We start from the raw sequence: 18,441 nt of genomic DNA, 5'->3' as shown, positions 1-18,441 counted from the left end.
TTTTTTTTTTTTTTTTATAGAGTTTTTATTTATTTTTTAGGCTTTTTTAAGTATTTTTGTTTTATTTTTAATTCTTTTTTCTTAATTCTCACTATTTTGTCTTATTTTTCTATTTAAAGTGCAAGTAACCACTTGCTTGCCAAAATCTATTTATATAGGGTTTTTTAAAATAGTATTGTCTATTGAATAATGTAAATGGGGGTAAACTGTGAAAAAATATGCTATTATTTTTTCATTATTCCTAGTGTTTATTTTATTGGGTTCCATTTGTGCAAGTGCAGCTGAAATGGATGATTCAACCCAATTAATGCTAGAAAATGAGAAATTTGATTTAAGTCAAGTGGATGATATTGACTTAAAATATGAATACGATTCTATAAGTCGGGATGATTCTATTTTTTATAAAGACTTACAGGAAAGATCTACCAATGAAGATGGTAGTGTAGATGATAAACTTATTAATGATGTCGCTGCTGATGGTGTTGGCAGTGATGAAAGCCTTATTTTAGAAAAAAAGGATGCTTTAACTAGTGTTGATAATAATTCTGAATTCTCTAATGAAAACAGTGTTTCAACTCTTCCTGATCTTGTGATTACCGCTAAGGATTTAAAGGAACTTGATTTGTGTTTACAGTATATGCAAACAACAAACAAGGATTTGAAAAAGAAAATGAATGAGCAATTCCGTTCTCAATATGGATGGGATTTGCCATTGGAACACACTAATGTTATTCGTTTAGATGGGGATATATCCACAATCAAGGATAAGCTAAAATTAACTATAGATTCAAATATGGATATTGTTTTTGATGGAAATGGCAAAAAGATTGATTTGTCAGGAAGCAGTAAGCATGATCATTATTTCATTGTTAAATCTGGACACATTATCTTTAAAAATACCTGTTTTTCAAATGGTTACAATAAGGATGGAGATAATGGTGGTGCAATATCCTTTGAAGGCAATGCCGTTGGTACTGTAATAGCCTGTCGCTTTGAAAATTGCTGGGCTGAAGATAGTGGTGGAGCAATAGCTGACAGAACAGGCAATAAATTAACAATTGTAAATTCCACTTTCATTGGAAATGAAGCTGAAGATGATGATGGTGCTGTTTGGTGTAAAGGTCAATTGATACTTATAGACTGTAGTTTCCAATCCAATAAGGCTGAAGATTGGGAGGGGGCTGTTTATTCTAAAACTTCCCTTCTAGTGGATGGATGTAATTTCACTGACATTAGTCTTGAAAATTCACATAATTATAGTGGAGCAATTAGAGCAAATGATTTGGCATTTACAAGCGCTCCAAGTCGCTTTGAAAGAAATAAAGGAGAATATGGTGGAGCAATAGCTACAAATAGATTCACCAGTTCTCTTGAAAATCTATTCTTTAAGGATAATGATGCATATCTAGGTGGAGCAATTCTTACATATGATGATACTGATATGACCTGTAATTTCTGTGCATTTATAAATAATATAGCCTATAATGGTGGTGGGGCAATATATATTTGGAAAAAAGGTCAACTCAAATTCACTTCCTGTCTATTTATGGGAAATCAAGTAAAAAGTAATGTTGGTATTGGAGCAGCAATAGCATCATTGGCTTCACCTATAACTTTATATAATAATGCTTTTTTAAACACTGGCAATGCACAGTATGGTAAAATTGTATATAGTAACTCAAAGATAATAGTAGACCAAAATTGGTATGGCACCAATGCTCCTAATTTCAACAATCTGTTTAATCTAAATTATAACACTCATGTTGTTGACAAATCTTATGCTGTTTATAATGTGAGGTCTGAACAGAATTTTGATAAAGTCGATTTTGAGGTATTTTTCAGAACTAAAGATGGGAAAGATTTAAACAATCCAATATACTTGCTCAAAGATTATATATCCAGCCGTGTTAGGGATAATATGGGCATAGTTGAAAAAATACTTGTAGAAGATGGAATAATCAAGATTACTGCTATTCCTTATAAGGAAGGATACTTCTATTTGGATACAAATATCTATACCTCTGGTGCTATGGGTATGCATATTGTTAAAAAGGTTGATCCTCAATTAAGCCTTCATGTTAATGATGTCGTTTATGGTGATTTAGGTGCAGTCTTTGTTGATGTATTTTTACATGATTCAATCAATGGAAATGTTACAGTAGAATTCCTCAATGAAAATTCTACTGTGGAAATTGTAAATGGTCATGGTTCTAAACTTTATTGGATTCCAGATTTGACTGTTGGAACATATGGTGTAAAGGCATTTTTCAATGGTTATCACATAGTAAAATCAGTAGAAAATTCAACTGAATTCAATATTTTGGAAAAAACAACTCCAGAGTCTGTAATTGAATTCACAACACTTCAGGATATAATTGCCCATTATTATTTATATGATCCTTATCATTATGATGATGGTGAATTCCATATAACTAAGGATGTCGCATTTAGCTCAGTTAATGATGGCTCTTTAATTGGAGGTGTCGTAATTTCTGGAGATAATTTGGTTATTTCTGGAGATGGACATTCCATTGATGGAAAAAATCTTGCAAGAATCTTTGATATTCAAGCAAAGAATGTAACCATAAAGAACCTTAAGATTATCAATGGTTTCTCATGTGAGAATGGTGGTGGAATCTTATCTCAAAAGCCATGCTTAATAGAGAATTGTACTTTCATAAATAACTCTGCAAATAATGGTGGAGCAGTTTACTTTGCTGCTGAAGGCACTGTAGTAGGTTCTGATTTCAATAATAACACTGCTCAAAATGGAGCTGCCCTCTACTTTGAAAATGGCGGAGCTGTTGATGGGTCTGTTTTCATTGGAAATCAGGCTCAAAAGGGTGGTGCAATTTTTTCAACTGTTGATAATAACCTATTTGTAAATGGTTCTGAGTTCTACTATAACTATGCGAAATCCGGTTCAGCAGTTTATGTGGGCGGTTTTGCGGATATTAGAAACAGCATTTTCCTTAAGAATAAGGGAGAATCCTATGATATGGAAAATGAATTATGATGATTATATGATTAATGTAATCTTTATGGGAACCAACACTTATGTCCATGCAATCTATGCAGATGTTCATGCTGTATCCTTTGAAAATGTTACCTATTGGTATGATGGTGAAGTTAATTCTGATGTTTTTGCGCCGGATTATTATTCTGCTCCTGGTGTTGAAATTGTTATCGAAGTTTGGGATGATATACTCAAAAAGTATGTCACTACAGTTACTAAAACTACCGATATGGATAATAAGGTTTGTTATAATCCAGTCGATTTGGATTCCTGGCGTTATACCTTTAAGGTATATCACCCTGATGATGATTACTACACATATATTTCTGTGAATGACACTTATCATATAGTCAGAAATTCAAGTTCTGTCAATATAGATATTCCTGATGGTAAAGTCTTTGTTTATCCAGATATTCCAGAACAGATTAACTTTACTATTGTTAATCGTTCAGCAGATGTTAGAGTGGTAATATCTAATCAAGATGGTGTTGTTCTTGATCAATTGACTAATGATGATTATGTATTGATAAATGGTTTAACTTGTGGCGACTATAACATTACCGTCTATAATATAGGAAATATGGAAATTGACCAAAGCCAGGATACAAAGTTATTTAAAATTGCCTTAGGAAATGATGTTGAAAACAGCACAAATGCTGCAGTAAACAAATCTGAAATTTAACATTAAACTAAGTTTTTAACTCAATTATAATTATTAATAACTAAGTTTTTAACTCAATTAACAAAATTGATTTTTAAACTCAAAGAATAGTTTTTAAACTATTCTTTTAGTTTTTTTTACTATTTTTTTCTATTTTTTTTACTATTTTTTAGAATTTTTTATCTTATTTTTTTACTATTTGGGCTTATTCTTGTTTTTACTATTTTTTAGAATTTTTTATCTTATTTTTTTACTATTCCAATAAAAATGAAATATATTTTCACATTATCAAATTGGATTAATATTGTTTTAATTTTATTAACTCGTTATAATTTCTATTTTTATTTTAATTTTTTAATTTTAAATCATTTATTCATTATAATATTAATTATTTAATCTTATTTTAATATTTAAACCATTTTTTACTGCTTAATTTAAATATAAGTTCGTATAAATTAAGTATTGTATTGAAACTGCTTAAATTAGCAAGAAAAAATTATGGTGTTAATATGTTCGATTTGGTTTTGGCATGCTTTATTGGCATTGGCATAGGGACATGTACTGGAATGATTCCTGGAATACATGTCAATACTGCAGGAGCTATCATGTTTGCATCTTCGGCATTTTTATTGAATTACATATCTGCAGAATTCTTATGTGTCATATTCGTGGCAATGTCAATAGCTCATGCTCTTATCGAATTTGTTCCATCTATGTTGCTTGGAGTTCCTGAAGAAGGAACTGCCACCTCTGTTCTTCCAGGGCATAGGATGGTTTTGGAAGGAAGATCTAAGGAGGCTATTCGCATAGTTTCTGTCGGCGGCTTTGGAGCCATTCTTGTAGTTATTGTCATGTTGCCTGTATTTGCAGTTGCATTGCCATTTCTGCAGGGAATATCTAAACCATATACTTGGATGATCTTGGCTGTTGTATCAGTGTATATGATTCATAGGTTGAGCAATGGCCGAATTGCATTTCTTTGGTCACTCCTCCTTTTTATTTTGTCAGGGATATTGGGATGGGTAATGCTTCAAACCCCGATTTCATCTGGAATATCCTTAATGTGCACCTTTAGCGGACTGTTTGGAATCAGCACAATATTGTTTAGCTTGAATGACAGCTCTTCAATTCCTCATCAAAACAAATATTACGACCTCTTCATTGATAAGGATGCAATAAAAAGCATCTTTGCTGGAGGAACTGCTGGAGCTATTTTAGGATTTTTGCCAGGGTTCGGTCCAGCTCAAGGAAGCATTATAGCTCAGGGAGCATGCGGCACAAGCGATGATGGGGATGACACTAAGAATTTCCTATTGGCTAACAGTGGATTAAATACTTCAGACACACTATTTTCACTTATTGCAATATATCTAATTGGTAATCCGAGGAGCGGAATTGCTGTATACATGTCATATTTAATATCTGAATTCACTTTAGCCCATTTGATGATATTCACTTTTGCTTCTTTAATTGCAGTTTCAATATCCTTGATGATTTGCTTAAAGCTAGGTGACAGCTTTTCAAATCTCATGCAGGGTATAGATTATAAAAAGCTTTCAATAGGGGTGATTCTGTTAATGATTGGGATTTTGTATGCCTTTGCAATAATCTACGAAGGACCTATACTCTATCTTACATTGGCTTTGATTACAACCACTGCAATGAGTCTGCTGCCTCATTATTTGGGAGTCAGCAAATCACATTTGATGGGCGTATTGATCTTGCCTGCGATTATAATTTATTTGCAAATGTACATTTAAGCCAAAAATTAAATTTGCTGAATTTAGGTTTATGTATTAAATTAATGATTTGATGACTGGTGATTTAATGGAAAATAATATAATTCCAATGTATAATGTTTCTAAATTTAACTTTTCAGATGAGGAAAAGCTCATATTGGAAGAATTGAGAGAAAATCTAATAGATTTAGCTATTTCAGAGCAAATGTCTTCATTCAATGAAGAGCTAATATTAAAGGACATTCTACGATTCTTAGAAAATAGGTTGCAGAACAGATTTGATTATGAATATAAGGAGAATTTGGCAAGAAACATGATGAAGGAACTGATAGGATATGGAGAAATCAGTTCATTGATTGAAGATGATGATTTAGAGGAGATAATGGTTATTGGGGTGAATGCTCCTGTTTTTGTATATCACAGAGAATATGGCATGATGGAAACGGATCTCTTCTTTGATGGGGAGGATAAGATAATCAATATCATTGATTCAATAGCTCGTGAAACAAATCGGAGAATAGACCAGCAATCTCCTATTTTAGATGCAAGATTGGCAAATGGCTCACGTGTCAATGCAACAATTCCTCCACTTTCAGCTAATGGACCTACAATAACAATTAGAAAATTTAAGAAAGACCATTTAAGCATTGTTGATTTGATAAGATACAACACTTTGAATAGTGAAATTGCATCATTTCTATGGCTTTGCGTTGATTGGCTTGGAGTAAAGCCTGCAAATATTATCGTTTCAGGTGGAACAAGCTCTGGAAAGACAACATTGCTTAATGCATTGTCAATCTTCATCAATCCAAAGGAAAGGATAATAAGCATTGAAGACACCTTAGAGCTTCAGATACCTCATAAGCATATCCTTAGAATGGAAGCGAGAACAGTTAACATTGAAAATCAAGGGGAAATAACAATTGAAGACCTTGTAAAGAACTCTCTAAGGCAAAGGCCTGATAGGATTATAGTAGGTGAAGTTAGGGGAAAGGAAGCAATTACATTGTTTACTGCACTAAATACTGGGCATTCTGGCTTTGGCACATTACATGCAAACAGTTCCCGTGAAACCATAACAAGATTGATCAATGCTCCAATGAATGTTCCAAAGATCATGATATCTTTAATTGACTTTATAATTATGGAAAAGAGAATCTATATGTCTGATGGAATTTCGTTTAGAAGGATTACAGAAATTGCTGAAGTTGTTGGAATGGAAGAGGGAACCATTCAGTTAAGCAAGCTGTTTCAGTGGGACAGTGAAAATGACCAGTTTCAAAATCTGACAATCATGAGTAAAACATTGGAAGAAATGGCTAATTTAAAGGGGGTTTCCTTTCTCAATTGAATCAGGAATGGAAAAATAGGCATATGGTTTTGAACTATTTGGTCAAAAATAATATTTCTTCACAAAAGGATATAGGTCTACTACTTGAAAATTATTATGTTAATAAAAATTATGTATTAAATCAAATTATTGATGAATATAATTGATGTTATTGATACAAATTTCATTTTAATCAATCGTTATTTTAATATTTTGGTGGTGAAATTTTTTAGGTATTTTGGATATTTTTTCCATTGTGGAAGATTGATATTTTTGGAATTTTTTATGGATTAGGTGATTGGCATTTTAGATGATTTTTTTATTAGAATTAGTGATTTAATGATAAATGCATTCCTTAAGATAATTGATTTTGCTATTGCATTTTTTAGCAAATTCAATAATGATATTAAGGTTGATGAACAGCATCAGCATAATGAATTTTCTCCAAACAATATTGGTGATGGTAGTCAGCGAAAAAAAGATGTAAAAAATTCTAAGGATGATTTGAATGCAATGTCCTTAAAGTCAAGAATTGGTAATTTCCTTAAAAATGACCGCATTTTTGAAGATTTGGAAAAAAGGTATTCAAATAATGCAGTTTATTACAATAATTCCTCTTCAAATGTCGTGAATGTATCTGATTTATCTAATCAATCTAAGATGTCTAATCTATCTAATTCATCTAATTCATCTAATCCCACTAATTCCTCGAATTTCTCTAATCAATCTAATCTATCTAATTTATCTACACATTCTAAAGGATTTAAAAGGTCTAATAATATTTTCACTAGCTTAAATATTGAAAATAATGATGATTATAACAGTTCCGATGAAAATGAGGGTAGTCAAAAAAGTTTTTCTAATAATATTAAAGAAAAAGCAGTCTTGATTTTGTTGGATAATAGGCTGTTTAAAGTAAATGAATCGGAGATTCCATATTTGATTCAAAAATTAATGTTAGGATTTTCCTTATTCATAATATCGTTAGATTTGTTAATTGCATATTTCACTTCACTGGAATTGGCTTTGGCTTTTCTGATTTCATTTATTTTGATTGCATTTTTGATAATTTATTATCCAAAGATAAAAAGACAAAATGATTACTCTTCATTTTCTAAGGAACTTCCATATGCACTAAGGCAGTTAGCTACAGAATTAAGATCCGGTAAAAGCCTATTTGATTCTATGGCATCTATTATTGAATCGGACTATGGCATTCTTTCTTTAGAGTTTTCAAGAGTTCTTGAAGAGATCAAATATGGTGAAAGCACAGAGGATGCTTTTTTGAATTTGGAAAGGAGAGTTGATTCTCAGGCATTTTCAAGAGTTGTCTATGAGATTCTAACAAGCTTATGGGTTGGAGCAAATCTTTCAGCTTCCTTAACAATCATTGCAGATGATGTAAACTTTGACATTAGGATGAAATTAAAGGAGTATAGTGAAAAATTGAATGCATTCGTTATGATTTATACTTTTTTAGCTATTTTAGCTCCAGTTATCATTTTGACTATTTTGCTTGCAGCTTCTGTAGTTATTGGAGATTTGGTTCCAGGAGACTTGATTCTAATTCTTTATTCTGTATTTTTCTCAATGATAATTGTCTTTTTAGGATTTGCCATTAGGAAATTGGAGCCTAAAATATGATTTCACTGAAAAAAATAATTGCGTAAATAAGTTAGAAATAGGTAGAATTAATAAAAATAATTGTGTTAATAAGTTAGAAATAGGCTAGGATGAATAAAAATAATTATGTAAATAAGTTAAAAAACGGGTAGAAAGAAAAAATAGTTTAAACTCTTTTAAAAACAGCAATAATTAAAAATAAAATAAAAAAAATAAATTTTGGAATAAGTCCTATTCCAAAATTTTAAGCACATCAACCATGTCCAAGTGTTTGATTCTATATGAGAAATAAATGTTTATAATAATGGACACAAGTAATACTATTGCAAAGGTAGAAATCACATTTATTAAAGACAATTCAGGAATTATAAAGAATTTCTCACTTGATGATTCCCAAATCATTGCCAATACCTTAAAACCTAAAGGAATTCCTAACAAACCTCCAATGATAATTAAGGCTAAACTTTGTGTCATCAATAGCTTTGTCAATGAAAGTGTTTTAAAACCTAAAACCTTAAGGGTTCCTATGTCACGTTCCATTTCCAAAAAGCTGAGCAATCCTAAATTGTAAAGAACAATCAATGCCAATATCACTGCAAAGAACATCAATGCGTAAATGATTGTCCAAATTGGCTCGTTAAGAGTTCTGGAACTTTTAATCATATCGTCACGATAAATAATTGATTTGATTCCATCATAATCCTTATCAATATGCTTTTTGGTAAGGATGCTTGTTGTTGTGAAATTCAAGCCTAAGTCATCTAGTTTTTTAGAAGACATTATGAATCCTTGATTGCTTGGGTGTCCTTCGATTTTATCAATTGTCACATTCACCCATTTATCAGAATCTGTAAGATGCATCTTTACCTTATCTCCAACGTCAACTCCCAACAAATTAGCCATTTTTTGTGAAATGGCTGTTTCATTATCCTTAAGGTCTATCTTGTTTTTATTGATGTCTGTTGGAGTAATTAAATCAGTATCATTCAATACAATCAGAGACCCTGTTTTCTTAGTGGAATTGGATTCTATTTCAATAGATGCCTCCATTATCTTGGATCCATTCACTTTATCTTTCGCATCATTGATTTCGTATGCGCTTGCATCATTATCCACTACCAGTTTTGACTCGAAATGATCGATTGCATCAAATTCCCACTGCTCAGCATCTTCCATTCCATCATACATTCCAAATGCAGCAATCATAATAATTACACAGCCCATTACTCCAACTATGGTCATGATTGCTCTGAACTTATTTCTTTTGACATCTCTGTAATTCCAACGCAAATTGAATGACATTCTTTTCCAGAAACTTAGCCTTTCTATGAATGATGAAGTTGTTGCCTTAGGTGCTTTTGGCCTAATGATTGTTGATGGATGTTCATTGACAATGTTTCTGATTGAATAGTAGGACACTATAAGTGAGATTAAGACCATTACTAGTGCTACATTGAAAAGGCCCATCCCTTCAATCTGATGCAGGTATGGCAAACTGAACAAAGAGGTTATTGAAGGATATGAAAGGTAATGCAAGAAAATCGGACCTAAAATCCGTCCTAACAATGCTCCAACAAATACGATTATTGCTCCATATGCCAAAAAGTGTAGCATTATGGTTATGTTTTTAAATCCATTAGCCTTTAGAATACCAATTTGGGTTCTTTGATGGGTTATAAGCCTTTTCATAGAGATCAAAAGCATTAGCATTGAAACCAAAATGAAAATCACTGGAAGAAGATCAGCCATCATCTTAAATTGTTCCACCACATTTTCATATGTGTTTGCACTTGGGTGGTCATGTCTTGTCAGGAATGAATTGTAATCATCATCCTCAAACTTATCAGTCAATGCATTGGAATAGTCCTCTGCACTTCCATTGAACTTAACATTCAATACATTGTATGGGACGTTATCCATTGGAAATGCCTTATAGGACAAATAAGCAAAACCATATTCATTATGGTCAGGCTCTATTGCATAGTATGGGATGCTATATACATATTCTGGAGAAAGACCTAATCCTTTGATTTCCTTTTTAATGTTCATTCCATTGAATTTAAAGCTTATATTGTTTCCCACTTTCAAGCCTTTTTTATCGGCAAAGTTCTTATCTAACCATACTCCATCCTCATCACTTATATTGAGTTTTTCTCCTTCAACGAGATAGAACTTGGATATCGTATTGTTCTCTATAAAGTGAAGTTTTATTTCTGGCTTATTAGAAAAATTACCTTCCGAACTTACCAAAAGCTGCCTTTCAGTATCAGTGGTTGAATTGATATCCTTTACCTTATCTACAAAATCATGATTTATGTCTGATCCATATATCCAGCCATCTGCGAAATTAGTGTCGTGGTAGTAGTTATCAATGTTTTCTTCAAGACAATAGGCCTCTCCACCAACTCCTGCAAAGATGAAGACGCCTATAAATGCCATCAAGAAAACTGAAAGGAATTGAATCTTATAATTCCTAAGATCTCTTATCATCTTTTTATAAAGCATTAAATCACCATTTCCTATCAACAACCTTAAAATTCATCACAATTGTATTTTCAACATCCATAAAACAAATCACCATTCTATGTCAGTGATTTTCTTTGGAGTTTCATTGATGGTTATGCTTTCAACCTGTCCATTTTTAATTCTGATAACCTTATCTGCAGCTTCTGCCAATAATGCATTGTGAGTTACAATGACAACTGTAGTGTTTTGATTATTGCTTAAATCTTGGAGAAGATTTAAGACCAATACTCCTGTGTTTGTATCGAGAGCTCCTGTTGGCTCGTCACATAAAAGAACTGCTGGCTGTTTTGCAATTGCTCTTGCAATTGATACTCTTTGCTGCTGTCCACCAGACATTTGTGCTGGAAAGTGATTTGCCCAGTCCTTAAGACCAACGGAATCCAATACTTCCAATCCATCTATCTTAACGTCTACAACATCGTTCATAAGTTCGATGTTTTCTATAGCAGTTAAGGTAGGAATCAGATTATAGAACTGGAAAATGAATCCTACGTTTTTAGCTCTGTATTCAGTGAGTTGATTGTCGTTAAATGATTCAATATGGTTGTTATTGACAATGATTTCACCAGAACTTACACCATCAAGTCCTCCTAAAAGGTTTAAGAGAGTTGACTTACCTGCACCAGAAGGTCCAAGTATAACAACAAATTCTCCACGTTCAATGGTGAAGTTTACATTATCCATAGCTTTTAATTGCTGCTCTCCAGACTGGTAAATCTTATTAACATTTTTAAATTCGATAATAGCACTCATAACATCCCTCATAAAACTTTTCATAATATTAGTTAGTAATCCATATTTTTATAATTTTAATAGTTAATTTTTAGCATTTACTTTTTATAACAATTTTAATGATTTATTTTTTTTCAGCATTTTAGCATTTACTTTTTATAACAATTTTAATGATTTATTTTTATTCAGCATCAAATTCATTAAATTTCAATAAACATTTTTTCTTTAAACTCATGAAACATTATAACAATAAAACATTCTCTAAATTCTTATTTACACATTCAATAACAAATATTGCTTTTAATCCATAATTAGCCTTCTGGATTCTCCTTAAGAAGGCCACTTATATTAGATGACTTGTCTGCATCAAAAATATTTGAAATGATGGTTGTAAAGGCATCTTGGAGCTTTTGCATACTTTCCTTAGAATATTTATTTGAATTGATAATTATTAAACGATAATTATCATCAGTTTGATGAACTTGAACAAAGAGTTCAGTAAGGAAGTCATCATAGGAATTCAGAACTGTGTTCACGATTTCTGAAGAGCTTATATCTTCAATATCTGTTAGTTCATCTGCAATCCATTTTGGCACATATTGGAACAATGTCTTCACTTCAAAATTATAGTTGAGATAAAGGTATAAAATTGGATAAAAGCTGTATCTTGTAACTCCAAAAACCATTTTGGACATATAGTCTACAAATGATTCTATGCTTTGGTCATGGCAGTCCAATACCAATGGCATAACATTAGAGGTCATTCCAATAAAGTTTTCATTAAGGATATCACGTCCGTTTTCAATGATTGAAATCAAAACATTGTCTCCTGAAAACAGTTGGGATAATGCATAGGCAAAAACACTTGTGAAGAATATGTTTTCAGTGGTTCCTGTTTCCCTTAAAAATGATTTGAATGCTTCTTTATCAATGTTCAAATTACTATATGACATGGAATATCCTTTGCCTTTCTTGTCTTCTGGCAAGTTCTCTGTCTTATCAAGATTTGCCAATACAGATTCATAATGTTCCATTGCCTCATCGAAAATTTCACTTTCCCTTATTTCATGTGATAAGGCAGATGTATATAAGAATGTGTCATCATATTCAATGCTTCCTCCATCAAGAAGGGTCTGAATGTCATTTTTCATCACTCCTGCAGATGTGGCATCAAAAATTATGTGATGCACTTGGGAAAACAGATAATATGTGGTTTCAGATTCAATAATAAGGAACTTAGCCAAATGATCGTGTAAATCCAAAGTTTCAGCATAGAAATCTGTGATGAATTTCTTATCGAAAGTGTTTTCCACTATAATTGGAGGTTTGCTTCCTTTTACTAAAATAGGATACTCTCCCTTAAAGATTTTTATAATGGTTCTAATCATCTTATAGAGTCCTTTTGTATTTCCTGCCCCATATCCATTGGCTAAACTTAAAAGTCTTTTCATTCCAAAGGTTTTCACTAGGTTTGCCAAATCCTTTGTCACATTCCAATTATCCTTCAAATGATTCTTGTCATTGTCTTCAAATTCATCGCTTAAAACCATGCTTAAAATTGGGTGCGCCTCTATCAATTTATCCATTGCTTCAAGAATGGTCTTAAGGCTATATGTTTTCGGGATAGGCATATAACTTGGTCTGATAGGAATCTCCCTTATTGTAAACCATTATGTCTGCAAACACATTGACCTGTGCAGAATTTAATGGACAACCGCTTTCCAATGAATACATGTCTAAATCAAAATGGAAATCGATGATGTTTTTAGCAATGTCTTCTGGGGTACGGAAACTTAAAATATCTGCCATAGTGATATTGGAGTCAAGATAGGACAATACTTTAATTGCAGTTAATGAATCTCCACCTAAATTGAAGAAATCGTCATATACACTGACTTTTTCTAAATTGAACACTTTTTCAAAGGCTTCAACGATTTCCTTTTCCAATTCATTTCTTGGTGCCACATATTCTCCACGAATTCTTCCCCCTATTGACTTTAGGCAATGCTCGCTTATCCACTTTTCCGTTGACATTCAGTGGAATCTTATCCATATCAATGACAAATGAAGGAACCATGAATTGAGGCTTATATTCTGCCACATATGAGCATATTGCATCTTTAAGTTCCTTTTCTCCAAGTTTCTTGTCTGAAACAACATAAGCTACAAGTTCGTTATTGGTTTCGTTTTTAACAGTTTGCACTGTAAGGTCTTTTACAAAGTCAAGTTCACGTATGACTTCCTCAATTTCAGACAATTCCACACGGTTACCCCTTACTTTAACCTGGCTGTCATGACGTCCAACAATGCCTATGGTTCCATCAGGCAAAATCCGCACCATATCTCCAGTATTATATAATATTCTATAGTCCTCGTCATCTTGGAATGGATTTTCTATAAAGGCCTTATTGGTCTCATCTTTCCTGTTTAAATATCCTTTGGCTATTTGATTACCTGCCAAGTACAATTCACCAACAGCACCTATAGGGACACGTCTGAATTCCTTATCCAAAACATATGCCTTAATGTTGCTGACCAAACGACCTATAGATGATGGATCAATCCTATCCTTGACATCAATGGTTGAAACTTCCACATAGGCTTCAGTAGGTCCATATCCATCAACAAAACGACAATTTATCTCTTGGCTGAATTCCCCTAACTTTTCTCCTCCAGTAAATAAGACATCTAATGGAATATCTTGAACATGATTAATCAAAAGCTTAGCAACAGGTGTTGTGATATCGACATGATTAATGCCTTGGTTTATAAAGTGATTGTTTAATGCACTCATATTCAATTTCACTTCACTTGGAATGACATCCAAACAGGCTCCTATAAATATGGCAGCAAATATTGCCTTATATGCTGCATCAAAGCCTATGGCAGAATAAAGTCCGAAAACATCCTTGTTAGTTAATCCATATGTCCTGACATAAAAGTCCGCTAAATTAACAATAGCTTTTCTAGGAACTTTCACACCTTTAGGAAGACCTGTAGTACCGCTTGTATACAAAATGCAGCCTAATTCACCATATTAGATAGGTATGCTTTCCAATTGTCCATTATTCTCTTTTGCAATGTCTGAAATATTGACGATAATTGCATCATTCTCTAATTCTTTAGTTCGTTGTAGGGTTTCATCACTGACAATAATGACCTTTGATTGGGTGTCCTTTAGAATATATTCAATACGGTCATCTGGATGGCCATCATCCAATGGCACAAAAATTGCACCTATAGACAAAATGGCTAAAGTGCTGAACATATACATTTCAGACCTCTCAACAAGAAAAGCGACATAATCCTGTGAGCGAACACCTAAGTCTCTTAAGTGTTTAGCTATTTTTTCTGCAATGAATGCCCCTTCAGCATAGGTATAGCTCCTTTCCTTAAAGCTTACAAGAGCATTATCTGGATATTTGGCAAGATTTTCATTGAAGGCATCTAGAATGTCATTATGGATTAGAGGGTGGGAAGTTTCATTATAGCTGTTTAAAAGCTTTATGTCTTCTTCGTCAATATAATTGATTTCCTCCAGTTTCTCCACTTTAAGCATTTCCTCTAAGATGGTCTTATAGGTTTTTGAAAACTGTTCAATGAACTTTCTGGAATATTTCTCTGTGAATTCTATTCCTATTGCCATTTCATCTTTTCCAAGATTGAATATGGAAAATGAGAATTCATTGGTTAAGTCATGATTCATTTCGTCAACATTAAATCCAAATTCGTTCTGATTTAATGCAGTGGAGAAGATTTCGTGGGAATACTGGAATAAGATGTTTGAATTCAAATCGTATTCATTAGCTAAAATATGGAATGGATACAGGTCATATTTCATAGCTGCATTGATTAGCTTTGCAGAATTCTTGAGATATGAATTCACTTCCTGATTTTCACAGTCAATAACCAGTGGCAAGGTTTTAACATACATTCCTACAGACTGGGATAGGTCTATATGGCCTCTGCCGTCTTCAATTAGATTAAATAAAACTTTTGAAGAGCCTGTGAATCTTGACAATGCATATGCAAAGACACTTGTGAAAAATTGGTTTGGGGTGATTTGATTTTTCTGCAGGAAGGAAGTCAAATGATCCATATCAATCTCAAAGCTCTCTCTATAAACGGCTTGAGAATCTTCCCTAATGTAAGATTCATTATCAGTATTATTCACTGTCTTTTCAATCTCTACAGATGGCAACAACTCATCAATCTCATCACTGTCTGTCAACATTATATCAAAGAATTCTTGAGCTTCATTTTCATAATCTGGGCTGATAGCCTCTTCAAATGAGATCTGCTTTAGAATTTCGTCATCAATGAAATCAAGCTCAATATTATTTAGGATGGAATACAATCTTTCAAAGACTATTACAAATGATGTTCCGTCAAAAACCAAATGATGGAAGTCACTGCATAAGATAATCTTATCCTCATGAGGTGCAATTAAGAATCTAGAAAGATTCTTTTCTAAATCAAAAGGCCTTACAAATGTTTTCACATCTTCATATCCACCTTCAATGATTTCCGCTTCAGCGTCAAAAACACATCTTGGCCCATCTTCATCATTTGCAATCCGTGCCTTTAATACAGGGAATGCATCATACAATTTAAGCAATGCTTCCTTGATGTTTTCAATTGAATATTCCTTGCTGTCAATTTCCATTTTAAATGGGTTGTTATACCCTGTTCCCATATCATTTACCATTTCATCAAGATATACATTTAATTGGGCATTGGATATTGGGCATCCCTCTTCAAAGCTATAGTTTAGGGTTATTGGTGCATCTTCATCCATATTGAATTTGATGTGCTCAGTGATTTTTGCAGGGGTTGAAAGCTCAAGTATCTCATTGGAACTTAAGCTAGTTCCAAATTTCTCCTTTAGATATATCTGCAATTTCATTGCAGACAATGAAGTTCCTCCCAATTCTATAAAATTGTCATCCATATATACTACATCAGTGTTTAGAATCTCTTTATATGCATCAATAACGGTAGCCAATACGTAATCATTGATGTCAATTTCAGTTTTTTCCTTTGTCATCCTTTTCAATGCTACCTTATCGATTTTTCCATTTAGGTTTAAAGGTATCTCATCCATTTCAATGAAAAGTGATGGGACCATATAGCGAGGCAAATCCTCTATTAATGCATCTTTAACAGTTTCTATATCCAATTCGCTGTTTGTTGTGTAGTATAAAACCAAAGCCTCTCCATCAACATCCAAATAAAGATTTTCAATTTCTTCGAATTGTTTTATGATGCTTAATATTTCTCCAGCCTCAATACGGAATCCTCTAACAGACAACTGGTCATCTTCACGACCAATGATTTCGATTTCTCCATCAAAATTATAATATCCCATGTCTCCTGTACGATACATTATTCTATTTTCTTCACTATCGCTGTATGGATTCTCTACAAAGGATTTCCTTGTCATTTCAGGGTTATTGTAATATCCTGGACTTATATAACTGCTTGAAACACAGATTTCTCCTGGAACTCCTATTGGCATTTGATTTAGCTCATCATCTAAAATATATACGTTGGTGTTTGTAACTGGTTTTCCAATAGGGACATGATTGCCTTCAACGTCGTTTATGTCATAAACCTTTGTTACACCAAATATGATTTCAGTTGTACCGTAGAAGTTGACCAATTGGGTATTTATTTCCTTTTTGCTTAATTCATCTAATTTTGCTCCTACAAAAACAAGGTAATCCAATTGAATATCCTCATTTTCAAGAATTGGAATGCCGACAGAAGGAGGTAGAATAATGTTGTTCATGTGATTTTCCTTAAGTGATTTGATCAATGACAGAATGTCCCTTTGCTCATTTTCATTATAGATTCTTGCACATTCTCCTAAATCCAATGTAACATAGATTAGATAGGATGCAATGAAGCTGAAGCTTAGGGAACATCCTACAAGGTCTCCATAGGAGATATTAAAGATGTTTTCAAAGGCAAGAAACACCCCTCCAAGCTGCTGGTTTGAACTCATTACTCCTTTAGGAAGGCCTGTAGTACCTGAAGTGAACATGATTGAAAAGAGGTCCTCTCCTTTAGCCATTATCTCCACTTCAACATCGCTGTTTCTATCCAAATCTTCAATGCAGATTACATCAAGGCCAAAATCATATTGCTGTGAAAGGTCTTTAGTTGTGATAATGCATTCGGATTCAGAAATATCAATCATATGCTGCATACGCTTTTTAGGATATATGAGGTCAATAGGAACAAATGCAGCACCTAACTTGTTTATGGCCAAAACCATTTCTGCAAAATGGTATGTACGAGGCAAAATCAATGCAACATGGCTTCCCCTAGTGATTCCATGATTTAATGACAAGTCATTTGCAATGGAATTGCTTGATTTTTCCAATTCTCCATAAGTTATTTGGTTGATGCCGTCATCAACTGCAAGGGCATCAGGATTTTCCTTCACATGCTTACGGAATCCTTTGGAAATACGTAGCCTTGCTCCACTTCTGCATATTCTCCTTTTGTATAATCAGAAAGCAAACTTTCTTCACTTTCGCAAAGAATATTTACATCCTTTAAAAGCTGATTAGGAGAATCAAGAAGGCGCTCAATTAAAGAGTCAAGATTGTCTCCCATATGCTTCATATACTCTGCTGAAAATAAATCTGCATGATAAATAAAATTAAGGTGATTTTCATATACATTTAATGTTAATGCATTTCCGAAGCAATTGTATATGTAAAAGTTCTCTTTGATTTTTGAATCGTAGTTAAAGTTTTCAAAGTCATGAATGGAATAGTAGCTCACTTCATCCTCTAAATAATTT

The 18,441-nt window shown here is 33.0% G+C and carries 10 protein-coding genes and 1 pseudogene; 5 read left to right on the top strand and 6 right to left on the bottom strand.

Annotated elements, in window-relative coordinates; all coding sequences use genetic code 11:
• Positions 1-208 precede the first annotated feature (208 nt).
• The 5 genes from QZV12_RS11835 to QZV12_RS11815 all read left to right on the top strand — a co-directional run bounded on the left by QZV12_RS11835 (position 209) and on the right by QZV12_RS11815 (position 8,390).
• On the top strand, positions 209-3,016 hold the full coding sequence (locus QZV12_RS11835) for a hypothetical protein (protein ID WP_295622157.1): 2,808 nt from the start codon (positions 209-211) through the stop codon (positions 3,014-3,016).
• A complete protein-coding gene (locus tag QZV12_RS11830) occupies positions 2,994-3,698 on the top strand; it encodes a hypothetical protein (RefSeq protein WP_295622150.1) in 705 nt (234 codons plus the stop codon). Before QZV12_RS11835 ends, QZV12_RS11830 begins: the two co-directional genes overlap by 23 nt.
• A gap of 488 nt (positions 3,699-4,186) precedes the next feature.
• On the top strand, positions 4,187-5,437 hold the full coding sequence (locus tag QZV12_RS11825) for a tripartite tricarboxylate transporter permease (protein ID WP_295622148.1): 1,251 nt from the start codon (positions 4,187-4,189) through the stop codon (positions 5,435-5,437).
• Positions 5,438-5,504: 67 nt separating this feature from the next.
• Positions 5,505-6,767, top strand: coding sequence for a CpaF family protein (locus tag QZV12_RS11820; protein ID WP_295622146.1), 1,263 nt, complete (start codon positions 5,505-5,507; stop codon positions 6,765-6,767).
• A 318-nt stretch (positions 6,768-7,085) separates the two neighbouring features.
• Positions 7,086-8,390, top strand: a complete 1,305-nt coding sequence (locus QZV12_RS11815) for a type II secretion system F family protein (protein WP_295622141.1) — start codon at positions 7,086-7,088, stop codon at positions 8,388-8,390.
• Between the two features lie 210 nt (positions 8,391-8,600).
• Here QZV12_RS11815 and QZV12_RS11810 read toward each other — a convergent pair whose 3' ends face one another.
• The 6 genes and pseudogenes from QZV12_RS11810 to QZV12_RS11780 all read right to left on the bottom strand — a co-directional run bounded on the left by QZV12_RS11810 (position 8,601) and on the right by QZV12_RS11780 (position 18,422).
• The gene (locus tag QZV12_RS11810; protein WP_295622139.1) at positions 8,601-10,874 is read right to left on the bottom strand and encodes an ABC transporter permease; all 2,274 of its coding nucleotides are present in this window, start codon (positions 10,872-10,874) and stop codon (positions 8,601-8,603) included.
• A 69-nt stretch (positions 10,875-10,943) separates the two neighbouring features.
• Complete coding sequence (locus QZV12_RS11805) at positions 10,944-11,648, bottom strand: ABC transporter ATP-binding protein (RefSeq protein WP_295622132.1); 705 nt, start codon at positions 11,646-11,648, stop codon at positions 10,944-10,946.
• A gap of 290 nt (positions 11,649-11,938) precedes the next feature.
• Complete coding sequence (locus QZV12_RS11800; RefSeq protein ID WP_295622130.1) at positions 11,939-13,258, bottom strand: condensation domain-containing protein; 1,320 nt, start codon at positions 13,256-13,258, stop codon at positions 11,939-11,941.
• Complete coding sequence (locus QZV12_RS11795) at positions 13,236-13,592, bottom strand: phosphopantetheine-binding protein (RefSeq protein WP_295622128.1); 357 nt, start codon at positions 13,590-13,592, stop codon at positions 13,236-13,238. The genes QZV12_RS11800 and QZV12_RS11795 overlap by 23 nt, the downstream gene beginning before the upstream one ends.
• Positions 13,576-18,078 (bottom strand): annotated as a pseudogene (locus QZV12_RS11785) (amino acid adenylation domain-containing protein). Before QZV12_RS11785 ends, QZV12_RS11795 begins: the two are co-directional and overlap by 17 nt.
• Positions 18,075-18,422 (bottom strand): hypothetical protein, encoded by a 348-nt coding sequence (locus QZV12_RS11780; RefSeq protein ID WP_295622125.1) that lies wholly within the window; start codon positions 18,420-18,422, stop codon positions 18,075-18,077. The pseudogene QZV12_RS11785 and the gene QZV12_RS11780 overlap by 4 nt, the downstream one beginning before the upstream one ends.
• Between the last annotated feature and the right edge of the window lie 19 nt (positions 18,423-18,441).

This window comes from uncultured Methanobrevibacter sp. (genome assembly GCF_902769175.1).
In the GTDB taxonomy this organism is placed as follows: Archaea; Methanobacteriota; Methanobacteria; order Methanobacteriales; family Methanobacteriaceae; genus Methanobrevibacter.
Note: the sequence above shows the minus strand (reverse complement) of the source record. Positions and strands in the feature narration are given on the sequence as shown.